The organism is Oceanidesulfovibrio marinus, assembly GCF_013085545.1.
GTDB classification, from domain to species: domain Bacteria; phylum Desulfobacterota; class Desulfovibrionia; order Desulfovibrionales; family Desulfovibrionaceae; genus Oceanidesulfovibrio; species Oceanidesulfovibrio marinus.
In genome coordinates this window covers 3297982-3313427 of the sequence record NZ_CP039543.1, presented here as the reverse complement: position 1 = coordinate 3313427, position 15446 = coordinate 3297982, and the positions used below count along the sequence as shown (strand labels likewise).

At 63.5% G+C, this 15446-nt stretch carries 12 protein-coding genes; 10 read left to right on the top strand and 2 right to left on the bottom strand.

Annotated elements, in window-relative coordinates:
- The first annotated feature begins 7 nt into the window (after positions 1-7).
- From E8L03_RS14690 to E8L03_RS14665, 6 genes are all read left to right on the top strand, one after another.
- Positions 8-1276 carry a dihydroorotase gene (locus E8L03_RS14690; protein WP_171267734.1) on the top strand — a complete coding sequence of 423 codons (1269 nt, stop codon included), beginning with the start codon at positions 8-10 and terminating at the stop codon, positions 1274-1276.
- Positions 1277-1545: 269 nt separating this feature from the next.
- Entirely contained in the window at positions 1546-2865 is a 1320-nt protein-coding gene (locus E8L03_RS14685) for an HD domain-containing protein (RefSeq protein ID WP_144234131.1), read from the top strand.
- 8 nt (positions 2866-2873) lie between these two features.
- Entirely contained in the window at positions 2874-3941 is a 1068-nt protein-coding gene (rlmN, locus tag E8L03_RS14680; RefSeq protein ID WP_144234132.1) for a dual-specificity RNA methyltransferase RlmN, read from the top strand.
- Positions 3942-4065: 124 nt separating this feature from the next.
- Positions 4066-4458 carry a phosphoribosyl-AMP cyclohydrolase gene (gene hisI / locus E8L03_RS14675; RefSeq protein ID WP_144234133.1) on the top strand — a complete coding sequence of 131 codons (393 nt, stop codon included), beginning with the start codon at positions 4066-4068 and terminating at the stop codon, positions 4456-4458.
- Positions 4459-5340 carry an ATP phosphoribosyltransferase gene (gene hisG / locus E8L03_RS14670; protein ID WP_144234134.1) on the top strand — a complete coding sequence of 294 codons (882 nt, stop codon included), beginning with the start codon at positions 4459-4461 and terminating at the stop codon, positions 5338-5340.
- A 154-nt stretch (positions 5341-5494) separates the two neighbouring features.
- Positions 5495-6013 carry a chemotaxis protein CheW gene (locus E8L03_RS14665; protein WP_171267733.1) on the top strand — a complete coding sequence of 173 codons (519 nt, stop codon included), beginning with the start codon at positions 5495-5497 and terminating at the stop codon, positions 6011-6013.
- Positions 6014-6106: 93 nt separating this feature from the next.
- Here E8L03_RS14665 and E8L03_RS14660 read toward each other — a convergent pair whose 3' ends face one another.
- Both E8L03_RS14660 and E8L03_RS14655 read right to left on the bottom strand, forming a co-directional pair.
- On the bottom strand, positions 6107-7477 hold the full coding sequence (locus E8L03_RS14660; protein ID WP_144234136.1) for a helix-turn-helix domain-containing protein: 1371 nt from the start codon (positions 7475-7477) through the stop codon (positions 6107-6109).
- A 217-nt stretch (positions 7478-7694) separates the two neighbouring features.
- The gene (locus E8L03_RS14655; protein WP_171267732.1) at positions 7695-9110 is read right to left on the bottom strand and encodes a peptidoglycan DD-metalloendopeptidase family protein; all 1416 of its coding nucleotides are present in this window, start codon (positions 9108-9110) and stop codon (positions 7695-7697) included.
- Positions 9111-9818: 708 nt separating this feature from the next.
- Between E8L03_RS14655 and E8L03_RS14650 the strand changes: the two genes are divergently transcribed.
- The 4 genes from E8L03_RS14650 to E8L03_RS14635 all read left to right on the top strand — a co-directional run bounded on the left by E8L03_RS14650 (position 9819) and on the right by E8L03_RS14635 (position 15436).
- On the top strand, positions 9819-11810 hold the full coding sequence (locus E8L03_RS14650) for a hydantoinase/oxoprolinase family protein (RefSeq protein WP_171267731.1): 1992 nt from the start codon (positions 9819-9821) through the stop codon (positions 11808-11810).
- A gap of 18 nt (positions 11811-11828) precedes the next feature.
- Complete coding sequence (locus E8L03_RS14645; protein WP_171267730.1) at positions 11829-13409, top strand: hydantoinase B/oxoprolinase family protein; 1581 nt, start codon at positions 11829-11831, stop codon at positions 13407-13409.
- Positions 13410-13543: 134 nt separating this feature from the next.
- Positions 13544-14719: an L-dopachrome tautomerase-related protein gene (locus E8L03_RS14640; protein WP_171267729.1), complete on the top strand. Its 1176-nt coding sequence runs from the start codon at positions 13544-13546 to the stop codon at positions 14717-14719.
- A 141-nt stretch (positions 14720-14860) separates the two neighbouring features.
- A complete protein-coding gene (locus tag E8L03_RS14635) occupies positions 14861-15436 on the top strand; it encodes a flavin reductase family protein (RefSeq protein ID WP_144234141.1) in 576 nt (191 codons plus the stop codon).
- Positions 15437-15446 lie beyond the last annotated feature (10 nt).

Here is a 15446-nt window from a genome sequence, read left to right as displayed (position 1 = left end):
GCGACCGATGCCCGATCTCATAGTACGCGGCGCGCGCTGGAAGCAGCAGGAGGTGGACCTCCTCATCCGCCGCGGCAAGGTGCTGGAGCTCACGCCGTACGAAAAGAGCGGCACCCCGGCCAAGAACGCCCGCGTGATCGACGCCAAGGGGCTGACCCTGCTGCCCAGCCTGATCGACGCCCACACGCACATGCGCGAGCCCGGCCAGGAATGGAAGGAAGACATTGCCAGCGGCCTTGACGCTGCAGTGCACGGCGGGTTCGGAACCGTGCTCTGCATGGCCAACACGGACCCGGTGAACGACAACGCCTCCGTGACCGAGCTGATGCTGGAGCAGGCGTCCCGGAGTTGGCCCAAGGGTCCGCGGCTGGCGCCCATCGGTGCACTCACCAAGGGGCTTGCCGGCCAAGAGCTCGCGCCCATGGAGGAGCTGGCCCGCGCCGGATGCGTGGCCTTTTCCAACGACGGCGTGCCCATAGCTTCTACGGAGCTCTTCCGCCGCGCCATGGAGTACGCCAGCGACCTGGGCATGGTCGTCATCGATCATTGCGAGGACCCGTTCCTGGGCAAGGGCGGCTCCATGAACGAGTCGCCGGTCTCCGGCCGGCTCGGCCTCAAGGGCCAGCCCTGGGCTGCCGAGACCATCCAGATCGCACGGGACATCGAGCTGGCGCGGTATCTGAACATTCCGGTGCACATCGCCCACGTCTCCACGCGCCAGTCCGTGGAGCTCCTGGCCTGGGCCAAGGACAAGGGCGCGCCGGTCACGGCCGAGACCTGCCCCCACTATCTGGTTCTGGATGAGAGCAGCGTGGAGGGCTACAATACCCGCGCCAAGGTGAACCCGCCTCTGCGCACGCCGGACGACTCGGCCGCGCTGCTGCAGGCCCTGCGCGACGGCGTCATCGACATTCTGGCCACGGACCACGCGCCGCACGCCGCGCATGAGAAGGAAGTGGAGTTCGACCACGCGCCGTTCGGCATCTCCGGCCTGGACACGGCGCTGAGCGTGACGTGGGGGCTGGTGGCAAGCGGTGACCTCGATCTCGACACCTTCCTGCGGGCCTGGTGCTACGGCCCGGCCTCCATCTTCAATATTGCGGCCAACACGTTCGAGCCTGGTTCGCCGGCGGACTTCGTGCTGTTCGATCCCGATGCGACGTGGACCGTGTCCGCCGAGACCATGCATTCCAAGAGCGCCAACACCCCGCTCCTGGGCCGCACGCTCTCGGGCCGGGTGGTCTCGCACTTCATCGGGGGCAAGAAGATCGTGTAGCGCGAGCTTGACCAGAGCCGCCCGATTTCTACAGAATGCTTCTGGCAGCCTCCGGCGGCCAGGGGATCGATGATCCCCTGGACCCCTTATATGGGGTCCACGATTCTCCAGAACAGGAGAATCGGAACGATGAGCAAAGCGAATCGGCCGAAGGCGAACCCCAGGACGGGGCGAGTCAGGGAGCATTGCTCCCTGGTGGGAGCCCGAGGGCAAGGCCCTCGGAATACTATACTTTGTAATTTCATAGCACGAGCCAAGGAGTGACGGGGATGCCCGATCCTTTCAAATCGGCCATAGGCCTTTGCAACACCATCGCCCGCAACGGGTATGAAGCGTACATCATCAATGCGCGTATGCAGCAGCGGCATCTTGCATCCGGCAACGGCGACAACGTGGAGATCGCCCTGGCCTCGGACCTCGCCTTTGACGAGCTGATCAAGATCTTTCCCCATGCCCTGCCCGCCAAGAGCAACGACCACGCCGTGGCCGTGGTGGACCAGGAAGGCATCCGTTTTCGCTTCTACCCGGCCGACTTTGTTGAAGGATCGCACCCGGAGATCACCGTGGCCCGCGTTACGCGCGGCTTGCTGGACAAGGGCGGCCCTGAGGCCATCAGCCTGACATGCCAGTATCTGCCCCGTCCCGCGGATCAGCACGAGGACTTCGAGGACCTGCGCGATGGCGAGATCGCCTTCAGGGGCATCCCGGACGAGACCCTGCGCCGCAACTATCTGCTGGGCATCCGCGCCATGCGCTTTGCCGCCAACTATCAGTTGCCCATCGAGGCGAACTCCTGGATCTCCATCATCCGCAACCGCCGGCGCATCCTGGACTACACGCCCATCAACGAGATCATGGACGAGTGGCGCCAGGTGGAGGCCGAGAACTTGCACTACTTCGTGGAGCTGCTCGATGCGAGCATGGTTCTGCACTCCCTCGTGCCGGAGGTGGCCGCGCTGAAAAAGCTGACCCGAAAGAGCGAGGACAACGAGCTGGCCACCGAGTTCGAGCTGACCCTGGAGATCATGCGCCGCTACCCCGAGGAGCTGCCCTACGACTGGTATGGCACCATGGCCTGCATGTTCCACGCTGTGGGCAAGCTGTACACGGCCGAGCTGTTCGAAGGCGAGTGGATGTTCCACCAGTACCCGCGCGTGGGCTCCAAGATCGCCCGCAAGATACTGCGCAGCCTCGGTATGGACCCGCAGGACACGGACCTCATCTGCCATCTCGTGCGCTACCACGACCGCTTCACGTACATGCTCAACGACAAGGGCATCCGCCGTTTCCGCGCCCTGGACGAGTATCCGCGGCTCATCGAGATCGCCCGCGCCATGATCAAGGCGTCCGGCGGCAACTACGCCGCGTTCAACCACAACATGAAGCTGCTCGACCGCGCCGACATCCCCGAGGAGATGCTGGAGCCCCTGCTCAACGGCAACGAGATCATGGACTTTGCCGGGCTCAAGCCCGGGCCCATGGTCGGCCGTCTGCGCGACGCCCTGCTGCAGGCCCAGATCGCCGGCGACGTGACCAATGTTCCCGAGGCCGTGGCCTTTGTGCAACAGCGCGCCGGGAGCTCGGAATAGGCTGCCGTATGGCCGACCTGTTGGATTATCCGCTCCCAAAGCTGGAAGAACGATTCGCCGCCATGGGCGAGCCGGCATACCGCGCCAGGCAGGTGTACCAATGGCTGTGGCAGAAAGGGGTGGTCGATCCCGAGAAGATGACCAACCTGGCCAAGCCGTTGCGTGCGCGCCTGGCCGAGGAATTGTCCGTTGTCCTGCCTACGGTCGCACGCCTCCAGGAGAGCGGCGACGGCACCATCAAGCTGCTCCTGGAGCTTGCCGACGGCGAGGCTGTGGAGACGGTGCTCATCCCGGAGAAGGACCACTACACCCTGTGTTTGTCCACGCAGGTGGGCTGCGCCATGGCCTGCGCCTTCTGCGCCACGGGCACCCTGGGCTTTATCCGGCAGATGCGGCCCGGCGAGATCCTTTCCCAGATTCTCCATGCGCGGCGCGTTCTGGAGGAGCGGGGCAGCGAGCTGGCCCTGCGCAACCTCGTGTTCATGGGCATGGGCGAGCCCCTGAACAACCTGGACAACGTGCTGGCCAGCCTGGAGACCATCACCAGCGAGCTGGGACTGAACTTTTCCACGCGGCGCGTCACCGTTTCCACCGTGGGCGTGCCGGACAAGCTGGAACGGCTCGGCGAGGCCGGGCTCGCATCACTGGCTGTGTCCCTGCATGCGCCCACGCAGGAGCTGCGCGAGCGGATCATGCCCCGCGCGGCCAGGGCCTGCCCCCTGCCGGAGCTCATGGACCGGCTGATGCGCTACCCGCTCAAGCCCAGGCAACGCATCACCTTCGAGTACATTCTGCTAGGCGGGATCAACGACTCCCCGGCCCATGCCCGCGACCTGGTGCGGCTTTTCTCCAGCTTCCGCGGCTCCAAGCCCAAGATAAATCTCATCGCCTTCAACCCCCCGGCCCAGGGGCCGAGCCTGGGGTTCCGGGCGCCCTCGCCGGAGGATGTTGAGCAGTTTCAAGAGCTTTTGCGCAACAAGGATATTACGGTTATGCTGCGCAAATCCAAGGGCCAGGACATCGGCGCCGCGTGCGGCCAGCTTCGCGCCGCGCACGAGTTCGCCCCGGAGCCATGACGTCTTGAAATCGTCACCGCCTCCAGATACCGTCTCTGGCTTATCGCCAATACTTGCGTAAATCGCCGCGCTTGGTTACAGGCGCAGATACTTTTCGTCACGTAAACACTAAACGATCACGACCATGACCCAACAGACGACAGATTTCGCGCCCGACTTCGAGAAGATGCAGGGCCTGCTCCCGGCCATCGTTCAGGACGCCGCCTCCGGCGAGGTGCTCATGCTCGCCTACATGAACGAGGAGTCCTACAACAAAACCCTCGAAACCGGCGAGGCCCATTACTGGTCCCGCAGCCGCCAGACCCTCTGGCATAAGGGCGGCACCTCCGGCCATGTGCAGAAAATCTGCTCCATGCGGCTGGATTGCGACTCCGACACCCTGCTGCTGCTCGTAGAGCAGGTGGGCGGAGCCGCCTGTCACGAAGGATATCGCTCCTGCTTCTACCGGGAGCTCAAGGGCGATGTGTGCGAGACGTGCTCGCCATTGGTTTTCGATCCCAAGGAGGTCTACAAATAAATGGCCAATCAACCCATTCTCAAGCTCGGCATTCCCAAGGGTTCACTCCAGGACGCCACCATCAAGCTCTTTGAGCGGTCCGGCTGGAAGATTCGCCAGCACCACCGCAACTACTTCCCGGAGGTCAACGACGACGACCTCAAGCTCTCCATGTGCCGGGCGCAGGAAATGTCCCGCTACGTGGAGGACGGCACCCTGGACGCCGGCCTGACCGGCAAGGACTGGATTCTGGAGAACTCCTCCGACGTGGTCGAGGTCGCGGATCTCGTCTACTCCAAGGTCTCCAACCGTCCGGCGCGCTGGGTTCTGGCCGTGGCCGGGGACTCCCCCTACAAGCGGCCCGAGGACCTCAAGGGCAAGAAGATCGCCACCGAGCTGAAGAACTTCACCCAGCAGTACTTCGACAAGGCCGGCATCCCGGTGGATGTGGAGTTCTCCTGGGGCGCCACCGAGGCCAAGGTGGTGGAAGGCCTGGCCGACGCCATCGTGGAGGTGACGGAGACCGGCACCACCATCAAGGCGCACGGCCTGCGGATCATCGCCGAGCTTCTGCTGACCAACACGAAGCTCATCGCCAACAAAGAGGCGTGGGAAGATCCGTGGAAGCGCGAGAAGATCGAGACCCTGAACCTCATGCTCCAGGGCGCGCTCTGCGCTGAAAAGCTCGTGGGCCTGAAGATGAACGTGCCCGAGGACAAGATGGACGCGATCATGGAGAAGCTGCCGGCGCTCACCGCGCCCACCGTGGCCCATCTCTACAACACCTCGTGGCTCTCCATCGAGATCGTGGTGGATGAGGGCGTTGTCCGCGACCTCATCCCCGAGCTCAAGCGCCTGGGCGCCGAGGGCATCATCGAGTACGCCCTGAACAAGGTCATCTAGGCGTTTTCGCCATCAGTGTGTCAGCCGCCTGCGGCCGGGCCACATCGGCTCCGGTCTGCGGGCGGCTTCTTTTTTATATACGTTTGGCCACATGGCTTGATCGGCTCGCCCAAAGATCGTATCCTTTTCCAAACTCAATGATCGGGAGAACGCCATGAGCGAAGACGTCACCACTGACCGCAACCAGTACCTGACTTTCACGCTGGAGGACGAGCTCTTCGCCCTCGACATCTTCTCGGTCCGGGAGGTCCTGGAGTTCACCAGCATCACCCGCGTGCCACGCACGCCGGAGTACATGCGCGGCATCATCAACGTGCGCGGCAACGCCGTTCCCGTCATCGACCTGAACATGAAGTTCGGCCGCACCAGGACCAGCCAGACCATCAGCACGGCGATAATCATCGTGGAGGTGGAGCTGGAGGGCGAGTCCACCATCATCGGCGCGCTGGCCGACTCGGTTCAGGAGGTCTTCGAGCTCAAGGAGGACCAGATCGACCCGCCGCCCAAGATGGGGACCTCCATCCGCACCGACTTCATCCGCGGCATGGGCAAGCACGGCGACGGCTTCATCATGCTCCTCGACATCGACAAGATTTTCTCGTCCGAAGAGCTTTCCACCCTGCAGAGCGTGGCGTGCGGCCAGCGTCCTTCTGAGGCCATCATGGCGGAATAACGCCGGGCGGCCACGGAGCATGTGCGGGATACCTGCCTCCGGCCGCGCCTGCACGGCTGGAGGCCTCGCAAAGACATCCTGTGAAAGGCGGCCTTACTCCCCGGCCAGCTGCAGCATCTGCTTGATGAAAAGATAGAGGTTGGCCGGCGGCACGTCCTGGCCATCCACATAAAGCGCGGACAGCACAACGACGTCGTTGCCGCGGGGCGTGGTGGTGCGCTCCAGCTCCAGGCGGTAGCTCTGGCCGGTGCTCTGGTCCAGACGCAGGGTCCAGGCCGGACCGGAAGCGCCCACCGCCTCTGACGCAGGCGCATAGCGGACCTCGAAAGGCATGTTGGCAGGCGGCGTAAATGTCCTGTCCACCAGGGCCGTCAGATCCTCCAGCGAGAACGCGCCCAGGTTTTTGCCGCCCACGCCCAGGTACTCCCCCATTTCCGAACGGACCACCAGAGGCAGCTCCCTGTAGTCACGCGGCGGCAGAGGATGCGCACCGGCTTCTGCATCCATGGCCATGGATTCCGCGGCCTGCTCGCCCTTTTCAGTGGCAGAAGTGGGCTCTTCCTCCATTTCCATTTCCTCGTCTTCAGACGCCTGTGGCCGTCTCGCCGCGTCCTCCTCCGCCTGATCTGGAATATCGGCGGGAGCGGATGCATTCGCGTCTCCAGGAGAGGCGGGCGGTGGCCCTTCCTGACGCTGCTCCTGCTCTGCAGCGGCTGCGGGTGGGCCGGCTTCCGTCGCCTTGTCCGACGTCTGCACATCCGGCTCGCCAGTGGCCAGGGTATAGCGCTGCACGTCGCCATACGCATTGCGCACGGCCACACGGGTGACGCGGCTCCGCACCGCGTTTTCGCTTGTGTCGGAACCGTCCTCGGGCTGCTCCTGATCGACGGGCATGGCGGTTTCCTCCCAGGCAACGCGTGCCTGGATAGCGGCCAGCCCGTCCAGAATCTCATGCTGCCGCCGCGTCAGCGCCTCGATCATCGTGTCCTGCTGACCGGCGCGGTCCTCAAGCATGGTAAGCGCCTCGGACATCCGGCGCTGCATCTGCTCCATCTGCGCCGCGCTCTCTTCGTGCAGCCGCACCAGCCGGCTCTGCACCTCGGCGGTCTGGGCGAGGGCGTTTTCGTAGCGCTCCAGGAGCTCCGCGCCCATGGCCGGGACGGCCTCGGCAGATGCGTCCCTGCGTGCGCCGCCGAGTTCCCTGGGGTCGTTCGCGCCTGCCTTGTTCAGCTCCGGCATGATCTCGCGGAGCCGATGGCGAATATCGACCTCGGACAGGGACTCCTGCCTGCCGTCGCGAATGACCCGGCACACCTCCAGGGCAGACGGCGCATACCGCAGGGGCTTGCCCTGGTGTATGAGCTCGAAGAACTCGGGAAATGCGCGGCGGTAGCTCTTGACCGTGGCCTCTGCGATGTCGAGGGCGCGGGCAATGTCCTTGTGGGTCAGCGTGGCGGCGTTCATGGCAACATTCTGCAAATCGTTATGGTACCGATATGCCAGCCAAGGCCCCTGTCGTCAATACTGCGTGCTAGTAAAATCTAGTTATTGAGTGCTTTGCGGGCCGCCACCAGAGAAGCCCCCTTGTACATCGACTTCGCATCGATACGTCATCGCACAAAAAAACCGGCGGATGAGTCGCCCCACCCGCCGGTCGTCTGTCGTGTTCTGTTCGCTGCGTTTACTGCTGCGCCATGTCGGAGGATTCCATGGCACTTGCGGCATCGGCCAGCTGGCTGGTCATCTCGGCCTGGCGCTCGGCCACGACCTGCTTGAACATATCCATCTGATCCCTGCCGATGCCCTCGGAGCGCACGTTTTCGATCTTGGTCGGGTTCACGTACTTCCCGGCCTTCTTCATGCGGAAGTCGAGATGCGGACCCGTGGCGAGGCCGGTGGCGCCTACGTAGCCGATGACGTCGCTCTGGCGGACCTTCTGGCCCACGGCCAGGCCCCTGGCAAACTTCGAGAGGTGCATGTACGCGGACTCGTAGCCGTTGGGGTGGCGGACCTTGATGTAGTTGCCGGCCCCATTGCTGTATTTCTTGGCCGTCACGGTGCCGTCGCCGATGGCCATGACCGGCGTGCCCGTGGGCGCAGCGTAGTCGATGGCGGGATGGGCGCGGACAACGTGGAGAATGGGGTGCATGCGATGCAGGTTGAAGCCGGAGGAGATGCGGCGGAAGGAGAGCGGGGCCTTGAGGAAGGCCTTCTGAAGGTTCTTGCCCTCTGCCGTGTAGTAGCCGCTGTTCTCGTCCGCGTCGGTGTACAGGTAGCCCTCATAGAGCTCGTCTTGGTTCACGAACTGGACGGCGAAGATGCGGCCGTAGCCCATGTCCTTGCCGTTGCGGGAGCGCTTTTCCACGAGCACACGGAAGGAGTCGCCTTTGCGGATGTCGCGGATGAAGTCGATTTCCCAGGCAAATATCTCGGCGAGCCGGACGGCGAGCTCCGGCGTTTCACCTTCGTCCGTCACCGACTTGAACAGGCTGGAGTTGATGGTGCCTTGGACGAGCCGCGTCCTGAGGTCGAAGTGGAGCTTCTTGTTTTCGGCTTGGAAACCGTCCTCGGTCTTCGTGACGATGAGCTTGTTTTCCTGGTCGATCTGGTACTCGAAGGACTTGAACGCGTCGTTTTCCGTAACGATGGTGTACGGCTTGCCCACCCGGAGACAGGTGAGAGAAAACGTATCCTTGCAGGAATCGGCCATGGCGATGATCTCGGGATACGTCAGATAGTCGGACAGAATGGAGGAGGCCGTGTCCCCTTTCTCAACCTTGGCGGTGATGTGCTCCACGCCAAGCTCGTCCGGCTCCGGAATACCGCCGGCTACGATGTCATTGACGTCGGCCATGCTTTCCGGATTGGTGACCTTGGATGTGGAGGCAAAAAGCACGCCATTGTTCAGGGACACATTGCTCTTTGGCGGACACGCCTTGGGCTCTACAACGGGTGCTTCGGAAACGGCCTTGGCAGGCTCCATGACAGCCGGAGCAGGTGTCGCGCTGGCCGATTTAAACCAGGAGAGTGGATCGAGGAAGAGCGCACCGGCAATCAGCGCAATAAGACACGGCAGCAAAAGCACTGAACCACGCATCTTCCTTGCAGGAGCGTACCGATTGCGGGAGATGTAGAGGGATTTGCCATTACGTTTGCTTGAGAACATGGGTCGCCTCTGTTCGTTGCGAAGGAGGACTCTGGTTGTACAAAATCCCTATAGACCTCTATTAGACTTCCTTCGCAGTACAACTTTTTTGTAGAAAGGTCCAGGGTAGTTAAAGAAAAAATAGATTTTATTAAAAAATTGTCTAGAAAATCTCGCTATCGCCGCGTACCCGATTCAACAGGAAATGATGCGGCTTATCAACCTGAAATTACACGTTGAAAAAACACCTCGAAGATCTGATGTACCCAAACTGTGCGCTTTTGAACATTCGTTCAAGAGAATAGCGGTCTGACTTCGCGCCGGATTGCTACTCAAGTACGACGCGGCTGTCACGTTAAAAAACGCCAATACTCGCCGTATCCCTTGTGCTGCACGCCATTATTGCAATCTCCGTGCAACGTTTCCTACTCTCCTGAAATCCATACTTTCTTCGGCGTAGATTTAAGAAAACTGAACAGAATAATAATTTCAACGACGGAATCCCGTCGCTCCTCGCTTTCCGGATATTCGCCAGGAAACAGAGCCCCGTCCCTTCTCCGCACTTGCTCTCCGGCCGCCATTCTGCAATCTTCCATCCTCCGCAACGCTGTAATTCCAACGCGCTTTTTCGTGATTCACGTTCTTGTTGAAGGAGGCTCCATGCGCATCATCGGCGTCGACACCGGTGGCACGTTCACCGATCTCATCTATAAGGACGGCGAGGCGTGGAAAGTTCACAAGCTGCTTTCCACCCCGTCCAACCCGGCCGAGGCCGTGCTCGCCGGCCTGGCCGCCGTGGCGCCGGATGCGGGCCGCATGGTCGTCCACGGCTCCACAGTGGCTACCAACGCGATCCTCGAACGCAAGGGCGTGCGCACCGCCCTGGTCACCAACGACCGCTTCACGGACGTCATCGTCATCGGCCGGCAGAACCGCTCGCGGCTGTACGACCTCGCCTATCGCCACGAGTCGCCCATCGTGCCGGAGGAGCTGCGCTTCGGCGCGCCGGGCCGCATCAACTCCGCCGGCGAAGAGCTGGAGCCGCTCACCGAGGAGGACGCCAAGCGCGTGGCCGATCTGGTGCGCGAGTCCGGCGCAGAGTCCGTGGCCGTATGCCTGCTCTTCTCCTTTGCCCGGCCCGAGCACGAGCAGCGCCTGGGGCAGGCCCTGGCAGAGCTCGGCATCCCCGTCTCCCTCTCGCACGAGATCGTCAGCGAGTTCCGCGAGTTCGAGCGCATGTCCACCACCGTGGTCAACGCCTACGTCTCGCCCAAGATGCATCGCTACCTCTCCTTCCTGGAGGACCGGCTCTTCGAGGGAGACTCCCTGCGCATCATGCAGTCCAACGGCGGCTCCATCTCCGCGGCCACGGCCATGCACGAGTCCGTGCGCACCATCCTCTCCGGCCCGGCCGGCGGCGTGGTGGGCGCGCTGGAGATCGGCACCCTGGCCGGCCACCCCAAGCTCATCACCTTCGACATGGGCGGCACCTCCTCGGACGTGGCGCTCATGGACGGCGCGCTCTCCCTGACCATGGAGTCCTCCATCTCCGGCTACCCGGTGAAGACGCCGATGATTGACATCCACACCGTGGGTGCGGGCGGCGGCTCCATCGCGGCTGTGGACGCCGGCGGCTCCCTGACCGTGGGGCCGGAGTCCGCAGGCGCCGACCCGGGCCCCATCTGCTACGGCAAGGGCTCGGACATCACGGTGACGGACGCCAACCTTTTCCTGGGCCGGCTCATTCCGGAGCACTTCCTGGGCGGGAACATGGAGCTGGATCTCAAGGCGTTGGACAAGCCCTTTGCCGAGATGTCAGCCAAGCTGGGCCTGACGCCGGTGGAGCTGGCCGAGGGCATCCTGGCCGTGGCCAACGCGAACATGGAGCGCGCCATCCGCGTGATCAGCGTGGAGCGCGGCTTCGACCCGCGGGAGTTCACGCTCTTCTCCTTTGGAGGAGCCGGTGGCCTGCACGCCGCCTCCCTGGCCAAGCTCCTGAACATGGAAAAGGTCTTCATCCCCAAGAATCCCGGCATCCTCTCGGCCGTGGGCATGCTGCTGGCCGACATCGTCAAGGACTACTCGCACACGGTGATGTTCGAGGCCGCGGCATGCACGCCTGCCACCATCTCCGAGGCCCTGGCTCCGCTGGAGGCGCGCGGCTCCGAAGACCTCGCGGCCGAGGGCGTGGAGCCGGAGCGCATGACCTTCGAGCGCTACCTGGACATGCGCTACGAGGGGCAGTCCTATGAGATCCTCACGCCGTTCGATCCCGACGCCGCGGACATCGACACCGTGGTGGAGGCGTTCCACGAGCTGCACGAGCGCACCTACGGCTACCGCAACCAGGCCAAGCCCGTGCAGGTGGTCAACGTGCGGCTGCGGGCCCGCGGCACGCCCATCAAGCCCACCTTCGCCAAGATGGAGCTGGCCGGCGAGACGCCCCCCGAGGCCGCGGACCTGGGCGAACGCGAGGTCATCTTCGATGATGTGGCCCTGCCCACCCGCGTGTACCGACGCGAGGAGCTGAAGGCCGGCAACGTCATTCCGGGCCCGGCCGTGCTCGTGGAGTACACCTCCACCCTGCTGGTGCCGCCGTACGCCACGGCCGTGGTGGACGAGTACGAGAACCTGATCCTGACCATCTCCTAACGATTGCGGAGCACGATAATGGACGTGAACCCCATACTCATCGAAGTCTTCAAGAACCGCTTCGCCTCCATCTGCGAAGAGATGGGCATGACCCTGATGCGCACGGGCTTTTCCCCGAACATCAAGGAGCGGCGGGACTTTTCCTGCGCCCTGTTCGACGCGCAGGGGGAGATGATCGCCCAGGCCGCTCACATTCCGGTGCATCTGGGCTCCATGCCGCTTTCCGTGCAGGCGGCCATTGCCGCGCAACCCATGGAGCGCGGGGACATGGTCATCCTCAATGACCCGTTCAAGGGCGGCACGCACCTGCCGGACATCACCCTGGTTGCCCCGGTGTTTGCGGATGACGAGGCCACCGAGCCCTCGTTCTACGTGGCCAACCGCGCGCACCACGCCGACGTGGGCGGCATCTCGGCCGGCTCCATGCCCCTGTCCACCTCCATCTTCCAGGAGGGCATCATCATTCCGCCGCTCACCTTCGTGAAGGGCGGGGAGATCGTGCAGCCGCTGCTGATATTCTTCCTGAACAATCTGCGCACGCCGCAGGAGCGCGAGGGCGACTTTGCGGCCCAGGTCATGGCCAACGTCACGGGCGTGAAGCGCGCCCAGGAGCTCATCGCCAAGTACGGGCTGGACGTGGTGCAGCAGTACGCCGACGTGCTCTTGGACTATGCCGAGACCGTGACTCGCACGGCAGTATCTCGCATTCCGGACGGCGAGTACGAGTTCGAGGACTTCATGGACTCCGACGGCATCACGGACGAGCTCGTGCCCATCCGCTGTCTGCTCTCCGTGCAGGGTGACACCGCCACGCTGGACTTCTCGGCCTCGGGCCCGCAGGTGCAGGGCAGCGTAAACGCCGTACGCGCCATCACCCTTTCGGCCGTACTCTACGTATTCCGCGCGCTGATCACGGAGAACATCTCCACCAACGCCGGCTGCCTGCGGCCGCTCACCGTGGTCACCCAGCCCGGCACCATTGTGGACGCCAGGTTCCCGGCTGCCGTTGCCGGCGGCAACGTGGAGACCTCGCAGCGCATCGTGGACGTGATTCTGGGCGCGCTGGCCCAGGCGCTGCCCCAGGCCATGCCCGCGGCCAGCCAGGGCACCATGAACAACATCACCATCGGCGGGTACGATCCGCACAAGGACCGGCCCTTTGCCTACTACGAGACCCTGGGCGGCGGCATGGGTGCTACCAGGCACGCCGACGGCGAGTCCGCCGTGCACTCGCACATGACCAACACCCTGAACACGCCGGTGGAGGCCATGGAGTACGCCTACCCCTTCCTGGTGCGGGAGTATGGCATCCGCCGCGGCTCCGGCGGGGCGGGCGCGCACACGGGCGGCAACGGCATGGTGCGGGAGATAGAGCTCACGGCCGACGCCGAGGCCACCGTGCTCTCGGAGCGCCGGCGCATCGGCCCCTACGGCCTGCAGGGCGGCGAGGCCGGCGGCAAGGGCCGCAACGTGATCATCCGCCGTCAGGACGGCACAGAGGTGCTGGATGAGCAGCCCGGCAAGTTCAACGCATGCCTGCACGCCGGCGACCGCATCCGCATGGAGACGCCCGGAGGCGGTGGCTGGGGGGAGAAGTAGCCGAGCTTCGTCAATGATTTGTTAAAATTCAGTAAGCGCATTCCGTTCCGGCCCCAATATGTGTATGGTTTTTCACATTAAGGCCGGGCGAACGTTTTCTTGCCCGGCGGAAGCTCCAGGTGGAGGACTCCCCCATGCGCTCCGCACGCGGCGTTACAATCGGCATCATCCTTATTCTGGCGATCTTCGTCTTCATCTTCTTTACAATGGAAGACAAGGGACCGGCCGGCGCCGCCGTGGTCGCCACGCAACCCCTGCCCGACCCTTCCTCCCTGAAGATCGTGGCCATGCTCAACGAGGCGCCGGGCAACATCGCCGTCACGCCGCAGGGCCGCATCTTCCTGTCACTGCACCAGTTCTTCAGCCCGCACGTGCGCGTGGTGGAGCTGGTGAACGGCGAGCCCGTACCCTATCCCACCGCTGCCTGGGCCTCCGCGCCCAACCAAGACAGCGGCGTGGGCCTGCAGGCCGTGCTCGGCATCCAGAGCGATCCAGACGGCGTGCTGTGGATGTTGGACAACGGCGGCGACTCCAGCACGCCCAAGCTCGTTGCCTGGGACACCGTGCACGAGAAGCTCGTCCACTCCTTCTCCCTGCCCAAGCCGGAGGGGGTGGGATACTCTTTCCTCAACGACCTGGCCGTGGACCCGAAGCACGGTCTCATCTACATCACGGACGCGGCCGGCGACCTCCAATCCGCCCTCCTGATCGTAGACATGGAAACCGGCGCTATGAAACGCGTGCTTGTCGGCCACGAGTCCGTGCTTGCCGACCAGAACGTGACCATCGAGTTCGAGACCGGCCGAACAGTGACGCGCATCGGTCCTGGCGGCGGCGTCGAGGAGTGGAAGGTTCCGGTGGACCCCATCACCATCGACGCCTCGTACGACTGGCTCTACTACGGTCCCATGCACGGGACCTCCCTCTACCGCGTCCGCACCAGCGATCTTGCCGAGGTCTTTGCCGGCAAGCGGACGGAAGAATCCCTGGAAAAGCGCGTGGAGAAGTACGGCCCCAAGGCGCCGTGCGACGGCATCACCATGGACGCGGACGGGAACATCTACATAACCGACATCGGCAACGCCGCCGTGGGCGTGCTGGATACGACGGACAAGTACCGCATCCTCTACCGCGACCCCTCCCTGCTGGACTGGGTGGACGGTCTGGCCAACGGCGCGGACGGCTACATCTACGGCACCGTGAACAAGCTCCACCGCTCGGCCATGCTTTCCGGCGGGACCAACAGCGCCACTCCGCCATTCTATGTGGTGCGTTTTCCCGCGCTGGGCAAGACGGCTCCGGGTCGCTGACAAAGGCCTCGCCAGCGCGTATACAGGCCGTCTTGATCGCCGAGACGGCTCTTTTTTTCCGCCCTCTGGTGCAACCCGCAAAAACACGATATTGGTAAAATATACGTCAATGAACTTTCCAACGACTGAAGGAGTACAAACATGCGTTCTCTCGGCGCGAAGCCACTGGCCCAGCCCGCTCCGGTGTGGGTCATCGGCACGTATTTCGAAGACGACCGGCCCAATATGATGACAGCGGCGTGGGGCGGCATCTGCTGTTCCGATCCGCCATGCGTGCAGGTCTCACTGCGAAAGGCCACGGCCACCTACCACAACATCATGCGCAACAAGGCCTTTACCGTGAACGTGCCCAGCACGGAGTTCATGGAGAAAAGCGACTACGTGGGCATGGTCTCCGGCAAGGACGCCGACAAGTTCAAGGTTACCGGGCTGACGCCCCAGAAGAGCGACCTGGTGGACGCGCCGTACGTGGCCGAGTTCCCCTTGGTGCTGGAATGCAGCCTGATCAAGCCTGTGGAGATCGGCCTGCACACCCTCTTCATCGGCGAGATCAAGGACGTAAAGGTGCAGGAGCAGTTCGTGGACGGCTCCCACGCCGACATGGCCAAGATCAAACCGATCATCTTCGCCCCCGGCTCCCGTCGCTACTACACCGTAGGCGACCAGATCGGACAGGCCTTCTCCTCGGGCCGGGCGTGCATGCGCAACGGCGAGTAACACCTCCGAG